Here is a 1424-nt window from a genome sequence, read left to right as displayed (position 1 = left end):
ATCTATTTCTGGAAGTTCTTTTCTATCCACTTTTCCATTTACTGTTACTGGTAATTCTTCTATCTGCATTATATAGTTAGGTATCATATACGATGGCAGCTCATTAGAAAGCTCTTCTTTTATGGATGAAGCTGCTATTTCTGCTTCTGCAGTTATATATGCAGCAAGATATACATCCCCACTATCACTGCTTCTATCAACTACAACTGCTTCTTTTATGCCTTCTAATTTTAGAAGCTGATTTTCTATTTCTCCTAGTTCTACCCTAAAACCTCTTACTTTTACCTGATTGTCTATTCTTCCAACAAACTCTATATTTCCATCAGGCAGCCATCTTGCTAAGTCTCCTGTTCTATACATCTTAGCATCTTGCTCAAATGGATTGGCTGCAAATTTTTCTGCTGTTAATTCTTCTCTGTTTAAGTAACCTCTCGCTAAACCATTTCCTGCTAAACATAATTCTCCAATTGTTCCTATTGGCATTAAGAAATTATTTTTATCCAAAATATATGCTTTTGTACCTGTTCTAGGTCTTCCTATCGGAACTGACTCTTCAGTAATATTCTGCATATTTCTGTATACAGTACTAGCTACACTATTTTCTGTTGGACCATATTCATTTACCAACTCTATTTTTTCATTTTTACTTCTACTTAATTGTATTAGCTTTTTACTTGTTTTATCTCCTGCTAAAGTAACTACTCGTAAACTTTGTAAATCTTCAGCCTGTGAACATTCTAATATAGCTCCATATAATATAGGTACACATATAAAATGAGTTATTTTATTTTGAGTTATACACCTTCTTATTGCAAAAGCATCCTTACTTTCTTCTGACTTAATTAATACTGCAGCTGCTCCTGATATAATAGTTGTAAAGAAATTCGTAACAAAACCATCAAAAGCATATGAGAATAAAACTAATACATTATCTTTTTCATCTAATTTATATTCTTCTTTTCTCCATAACAGTGTTCCTGCTGCACTTCTATGTTCTATCATTACTCCTTTTGGTTTTCCTGTTGTTCCTGAAGTATATATAACATACGCTAAATTATATGGACTACTTGCTTTTTCTATATTTATGCTTTCTTTCTCATACAATGCGGTATCTTCTACATCTATGATTTCTATATTTATGCTGTTCCAGTCATAATTTATAGCTTCTAATACTTTATTTTGAGTTAATAGTATTTCTGCTTTGCTGTCTTCAAGCATATATTTTATTCTGTCAATTGGATATTCCGGATCTATTGGTAAATATGCTCCACCTGCTTTTAATATTCCCATGATTCCTATAATCATTTCTATAGATCTATCCATTATTATTCCAACAATTTTTTCTTCTCTTACACCTTTTTCTCTTAAGGCTCTTCCTAAAGAATTTGACTTTTCATTTAATTCTCTATAAGTTAACTTTTGAC

Annotated in this window: 1 protein-coding gene; it reads right to left on the bottom strand. The window is 31.3% G+C overall.

Features of this window, described 5'->3' with window-relative positions; translation table 11 throughout:
• The coding region (locus CLPUN_RS08110) for an amino acid adenylation domain-containing protein (RefSeq protein ID WP_143329000.1) at window positions 1-1424 on the bottom strand (1424 nt) is incomplete at both ends.

The organism is Clostridium puniceum, from assembly GCF_002006345.1.
GTDB classification, from domain to species: domain Bacteria; phylum Bacillota; class Clostridia; order Clostridiales; family Clostridiaceae; genus Clostridium; species Clostridium puniceum.
This window is presented reverse-complemented; position numbering and strand designations above follow the sequence as displayed.